Raw genomic sequence first — 7596 nt, 5'->3', positions numbered from 1 at the left:
CCAAGACGCCGGCAAAGTCGAAGTGACCATCAAGGACGCCACCGGCGGCAACTTCGAAAACCTCGTTCCGAGCACCGTTCCGGCCGTCACCGACGTGACCGATACCGTCGATACCACCACCGTCAAACTGACCGCCACCGAGTCGGCGGCTGAAGGTGGCACCGTCACTTACACCGCCACTGTCGGCGCGCCGGTGACCGGCTCGCCTGTGGTCGTGACCCTGGCCAACGGTCAGAACATCACCATCGAAGTCGGCAAAACCACCGGCACCGTGACCACCACTGCACCGAACGATGCGTTGACCGGCCACGTGCCGATCACCAACGCAATCACGGGCGTGAGCGGCGGCAATTACGAAGACCTCGTCGCCGACAAAACCCCGGTCAGCACCACGGTCACCGACACCACTGACACCACCGACCTGACGCTGAGCGCGACGGGCACCGTGGCTGAAGGCGGCCAGATCACTTACACCGCGACCCTGACCAACGCCGCCGGTTCGCCTGTCACCGTGACCCTGAGCAACGGCTCGGTGATCACCATCGAGGCCGGCAAAACCACTGGCACCGTGACCGTTCCTGCGCCAGCCGATGACGTTTACAAAGACGCCGGCAAAGTCGAAGTGACCATCAAGGACGCCACCGGCGGCAACTTCGAAAACCTCGTTCCGAGCACCGTTCCGGCCGTCACCGACGTGACCGATACCGTCGATACCACTACCGTCAAACTGACCGCCTCCGAGTCGGCGGCTGAAGGTGGCACCGTCATTTACACCGCCACTGTCGGCGCGCCGGTTACCGGCTCGCCTGTGGTCGTGACCCTGGCCAACGGTCAGAACATCACCATCGAAGTCGGCAAAACCACCGGCACCGTGACCACCACTGCACCGAACGATGCGTTGACCGGCCACGTGCCGATCACCAACGCAATCACGGGCGTGAGCGGCGGCAATTACGAAGACCTCGTCGCCGACAAAACCCCGGTCAGCACCACGGTCACCGACACCACTGACACCACCGACCTGACGCTGAGCGCGACGGGCACCGTGGCTGAAGGCGGCCAGATCACTTACACCGCGACCCTGACCAACGCCGCCGGTTCGCCTGTCACCGTGACCCTGAGCAACGGCTCGGTGATCACCATCGAGGCCGGCAAAACCACTGGCACCGTGACCGTTCCTGCGCCAGCCGATGACGTTTACAAAGACGCCGGCAAAGTCGAAGTGACCATCAAGGACGCCACCGGCGGCAACTTCGAGAACTTGGTGCCAAGCACCACGCCTGCCGTGACCGACGTCACTGATACCATCGACACCTCGACCGTGAAGCTGACGGCCGACACCACTGTGGCTGAAGGTGGCACTGTCACCTACACCGCCACCGTTGGCGCACCAGTCACCGGTTCGCCGGTTGTCGTGACCCTGGCCAACGGCCAGAACATCACCATCGAAGTCGGCAAAACCAGCGGCACCGTGACCACTACCGCGCCAAACGATGCGCTGACTGGCCACGCTCCGCTGACCAATGCGATCATCGACATTTCCGGTGGCAATTACGAGAACCTCGTTGCCGACAAAACCCCGGTTTCGACCACTGTTACTGACACTGTCGACACCACCAACCTGTCGCTGACTGCGACCGGCACCGTGGCGGAAGGTGGTTCGATTGTTTACACCGCGACCCTGACCAACCCGGCCGGCACCCCGGTGACTGTGACCCTGAGCAATGGCTCGGTGATCACCATCGAAGCGGGCAAGACCACCGGTACCGTGACCGTTCCGGCTCCAGCCGATGACGTCTACAAAGACGCTGGCAAGGTCGAAGTCACTATCAAGGATGCTACCGGCGGCAACTTCGAGAATCTGGTTCCGAGCACCACGCCAGCCGTTACCGATGTAACTGACACCATCGATACCTCGACGGTCAAACTGACCGCCACCGAGTCGGCCGCTGAAGGTGGCACCGTCACCTACACTGCCACTGTCGGCGCGCCGGTCACTGGTTCGCCGGTCGTGGTGACCCTGGCCAACGGTCAGAACATCACCATTGAAGTCGGCAAAACCACCGGCACCGTGACCACCACTGCGCCGAACGATGCGCTGACTGGCCATGCTCCGTTGACCAACGCGATCACCGACGTTTCCGGCGGCAATTACGAAAACCTCGTGGCCGACAAAACCCCGGTCAGCACCACCGTCACCGACACCGTCGATACCACCAACCTGACGCTGAGCGCGACAGGAACCGTAGCTGAAGGCGGCCAGATCACCTACACCGCGACCCTGACCAATGCCGCTGGCAGCCCGGTCACCGTGACCCTGAGCAACGGCTCGGTGATCACCATCGAAGCGGGCAAAACCACCGGCACCGTGACTGTTCCTGCGCCTGCCGATGACGTCTACAAGGACGCCGGCAAAGTCGAAGTCACCATCAAGGACGCCACCGGCGGCAACTTCGAGAACCTGGTCCCGAGCACCACGCCAGCCGTGACCGAAGTCACTGACACCATCGACACCTCGACCGTGAAGCTGACGGCCGACACCACGGTCGCTGAAGGCGGCACCGTCACCTATACCGCCACTGTCGGCGCGCCGGTCACCGGTTCTCCTGTCGTGGTGACCCTGGCCAATGGTCAGAGCATCACCATTGAAGTGGGCAAGACCACCGGCACCGTAACCTTCACCGCGCCGAACGATGCACTGACCGGTCAGGCCCCGCTGACCAACTCGATCACCGGCGTGAGCGGCGGCAATTACGAAAATCTGGTCGCCGACAAAACCCCGATCACCACCACAGTGACCGACAGCACCGACACCACCAATCTGTCGCTCAGCGCTACCGGTTCCGTGGCCGAGGGCGGTTCGATCATCTACACCGCGACCCTGACCAATGCGGCGGGCTCGCCTGTCACCGTGACCCTGTCGAACGGCTCGGTGATCACCATCGAGACAGGTAAAACCACTGGCACCGTGACCGTTCCGGCGCCGGCCGATGACGTCTACAAAGACGCCGGCAAGGTCGAAGTGACTATCAAGGATGCTACCGGCGGCAACTTCGAGAACCTCGTTCCGAGCACTGTGCCGGCCGTGACCGACGTCACTGACACCATCGACACCTCGACGGTCAAACTGACTGCCACCGAGTCAGCGGCTGAAGGTGGCACCGTTACTTACACCGCCACCGTCGGTGCTCCAGTGACGGGTTCTCCGGTTGTAGTGACCCTGGCCAACGGCCAGAACATCACCATCGAGGTCGGCAAAACCAGCGGCACCGTGACCACCACCGCGCCAAACGATGCGCTGACTGGGCACACGCCGCTGACCAACGCGATTACTGATGTGAGCGGCGGTAACTACGAGAATCTGGTCGCCGACAAAACCCCGGTTTCGACCACTGTTACTGACACTGTCGACACCACCAACCTGTCGCTGACGGCGACCGGCACTGTGGCTGAAGGCGGTTCGATCGTTTACACCGCAACACTGACCAATCCGGCCGGTACGCCAGTCACCGTCACCCTTTCGAACGGTTCGGTAATCACCATCGAAGCGGGCAAGACCACCGGCACCGTGACCGTGGCGGCTCCAGCCGATGACGTCTACAAAGACGCTGGCAAGGTCGAAGTGACCATCAAGGACGCCACTGGCGGCAACTTCGAGAACCTCGTTCCGAGCACCACGCCAGCCGTAACCGACGTCACTGACACCATCGACACCTCGACGGTCAAACTGACCGCCACCGAGTCTGCGGCTGAAGGTGGCACCGTCACCTACACCGCGACGGTCGGCGCGCCAGTCACCGGTTCGCCGGTTGTCGTGACCCTGGCCAATGGTCAGAACATCACCATCGAAGTGGGTAAAACCAGCGGCACCGTGACCACCACCGCGCCAAACGATGCGCTGACTGGCCATGCTCCGTTGACCAACTCGATCACCGGCGTTTCCGGCGGCAACTACGAAAACCTCGTGGCCGACAAAACCCCGGTCAACACCACCGTCACCGACACCGTCGACACCACCAACCTGTCGCTGACCGCGACCGGCTCGGTGAACGAGGGTGGCCAGATCACCTACACCGCGACCCTGACCAATGCTGCTGGCTCGCCAGTCACCGTGACCCTGAGCAACGGCTCGGTGATCACCATTGACGCTGGCAAAACCACTGGCACTGTCACCGTCGACGCACCGAAAGACGACGTCTACAAAGACGCCGGCACCGTTGAAGCGACCATCAAAGGCGCGACCGGTGGCGACTTCGAAAACCTCGTCACCAGCACTACTCCGGCCGTCACCACCGTCAACGACACCATCGACACCTCCACCGTGTCGCTGACCGCCACGGCGAACGTCGCTGAAGGCGAAACCGTGGTCTACACCGCGACCGTGACCGCGCCAGTGACCAGCTCGCCGGTTGTCGTGACCCTGTCCAACGGCCAGACCATCACCATCGCCGTCGGTGAAACCACCGGTTCGGTGAACTTCGTCGCGCCAAACAGCCCACTGGCCGGCGGCAGCTCGCTGAGCGTGACCATCGACGGCGCCACCGGCGGCAATTACGAAAAACTGGCGGTCGACGGCAAGTCCGCCGACACCGTGGTTTCGGACACCACCGACACCACCAACCTGAACCTGACCGCAACCGATTCTGTGGCTGAAGGCGGTTCGATCGTTTACACCGCGACGCTGACCAACCCGGCCGGCACCCCGGTGACCGTGACCCTGTCTAACGGTTCGGTGATCACCATCGAGGCTGGCAAAACTACCGGCACCGTGACCGTTGCGGCACCTGCCGATGACGTCTACAAAGACGCTGGCAAAGTCGAAGTGACGATCAAGGATGCAACGGGTGGTAACTTCGAGAATCTGGTGCCGAGCACCGTACCGGCGGTGACCAATGTCACCGACACCATCGACACCACCACCGTCAAACTCACCGCGACCGAGTCGGCGGCTGAGGGCGGCAGCGTGACTTACACCGCAACCGTCGGCGCGCCAGTCACTGGTTCACCTGTGGTCGTGACCCTGGCTAACGGTCAGACCATCACCATTGGTGTTGGCCAGACCACCGGCACCGCGACCACCACCGCGCCGAATGACGCACTGACCGGCCACGCGCCGATCACCAATGCGATCACCGAGGTGAGCGGCGGCAACTTCGAAAATCTGGTGGCGGACAAGACGCCGGTTTCGACCAATGTCACCGACACCGTCGACACCACCAATCTGTCGCTGACTGCGACCGGCACCGTTGCGGAAGGTGGTTCGATCATCTACACCGCAACCCTGACCAACGCTGCAGGCTCGCCAGTCACGGTGACCCTGTCGAACGGCGCGGTAATCACCATCGAAGCCGGTAAAACCACTGGCACCGTGACCGTTCCAGCTCCGGCCGATGACGTCTACAAAGACGCCGGCAAAGTCGAAGCGACGATTTCGACCGCTACCGGTGGCAACTTCGAAAACCTGGTGCCGAGCACTGTTCCGGCCGTGACCGAAGTCACCGATACCATCGACACCTCGACCGTGAAACTGACGGCGACCGAGACCGCCGCTGAAGGTGGCACCGTCACCTACACCGCCACTGTCGGTGCGCCAGTAACCGGCTCGCCTGTCGTCGTGACGCTGGCCAATGGTCAGAACATCACCATCGAAGTCGGTAAAACCACTGGCACCGTAACCTTCACCGCGCCGAACGATGCGCTGACCGGCCACGCGCCGATCACCAACTCGATCACCAGTGTCACTGGCGGCAACTACGAAAATCTGGTGGCCGACAAGACTCCGGTTTTGACCACGGTCACTGACACCGTCGACACCACCAACCTGTCGCTCAGTGCGACCGGTTCTGTGGCCGAAGGCGGTTCGATCATCTATACCGCGACATTGACCAACGCAGCTGGCTCGCCAGTCACCGTGACTCTGTCGAACGGTGCGGTGATTACCATCGAAGCCGGCAAAACCAGCGGCACCGTGTCTGTTCCAGCGCCAGCCGACGACGTCTACAAAGACGCAGGCAAAGTTGAAGCGACAATCTCGACGGCGACGGGCGGCAATTTCGAAAACCTGGTGCCGAGCACTGTTCCGGCCGTGACCGAAGTTACCGATACCATCGACACCTCGACCGTCAAACTGACGGCTGATACGTCGGTCGCTGAGGGCGGTACCGTCACTTACACCGCGACCGTTGGGGCACCAGTAACCGGTTCACCGGTCACCGTGACGCTGGCCAATGGTCAGAACATCACCATCGAAGTCGGCAAAACCACCGGCACCGTGACCTTCACCGCACCAAATGATGCGTTGACCGGCCATGCGCCACTGACCAACTCGATCACCAACGTGACCGGCGGCAACTACGAAAACCTTGTTGCCGACAAAACTCCGGTCAGCACCACCGTGACCGACACCGTCGACACCACTAACCTGTCGCTCAGCGCCACAGGGACAGTGGCCGAGGGTGGTTCGATTGTTTACACCGCAACGCTGACCAACGCGGCTGGCTCGCCAGTGACCGTGACGCTGAGCAACGGCGCCGTGATCACCATCGAGGCCGGCAAAACCACTGGCACCGTGACCGTTCCAGCCCCGGCCGACGACGTCTACAAAGACGCCGGCACCGTGCAGGCGACGATCAGCAACGCCACCGGTGGCAACTTCGAGAACCTGGTGCCGAGCACGACGCCGGCCGTGACCAGCGTCACGGACACTATCGACACCACCACGGTGAAACTGACCGCGACCGGTACAGCGGCTGAAGGCGGCAACGTTGTCTACACCGCTACCGTAGGCGCACCGGTTACCGGCTCGCCGGTTGTCGTGACTTTGGCCAATGGTCAAACCATCACCATCGGTGTTGGCCAGACCACGGGCACTGCAACCACCGCAGCGCCAAACGATGCATTGACCGGTCATGCGCCACTGACCAACTCGATCACCAACGTGACCGGCGGCAACTACGAGAACCTTGTTGCCGACAAAACTCCGGTCAGCACCACCGTGACTGACACCGTCGACACCACGAACCTGTCGCTGAGCGCGACTGGCTCGGTGGCTGAAGGCGGCTCGATCGTTTACACCGCGACCCTGACCAACGCCGCTGGCTCGCCAGTGACCGTCACCTTGTCGAACGGCGCAGTGATCACCATCGATGCCGGTAAAACCACTGGCACCGTGACCGTCCCAGCCCCGGCTGACGACGTCTACAAGGACGCCGGCACCGTGCAGGCGACGATCAGCACCGCCACCGGTGGTAACTTCGAGAACCTGGTGCCGAGCACGACGCCGGCTGTGACCAGCGTCACCGACACCATCGACACCACCACGGTGAAACTGACCGCGACCGCCACTGCCGCTGAAGGCGGCAATGTCGTCTACACCGCAACCGTCGGCGCGCCAGTGACTGGCTCGCCAGTCGTGGTAACCCTGTCGAACGGTCAGACCATCACCATCGGTGTTGGCCAGACCACCGGCACCGCGACCACTACTGCGCCAAACGACGTGTTGACCGGCCATGCACCGCTGACCAACGCGATCACCGACGTGACCGGCGGTAACTTCGAAAACCTCGTGGCTGACAAAACGCCGGTCAGCACGAACGT

At 62.3% G+C, this 7596-nt stretch carries 1 protein-coding gene; it reads left to right on the top strand.

The window, feature by feature from the left end; all coding sequences use genetic code 11:
• Window positions 1-7596: immunoglobulin-like domain-containing protein (locus CKW38_RS22195; protein WP_371857973.1), on the top strand; the 7596-nt coding region annotated here is incomplete at both ends.

It is taken from the genome of Pseudomonas sp. Irchel 3H7, assembly GCF_900187605.1.
Taxonomy (GTDB): Bacteria; Pseudomonadota; Gammaproteobacteria; order Pseudomonadales; family Pseudomonadaceae; genus Aquipseudomonas.
The sequence above is the reverse complement of the archived record's forward strand: the minus strand, read 5'-3'. Positions and strand labels throughout refer to the sequence as shown.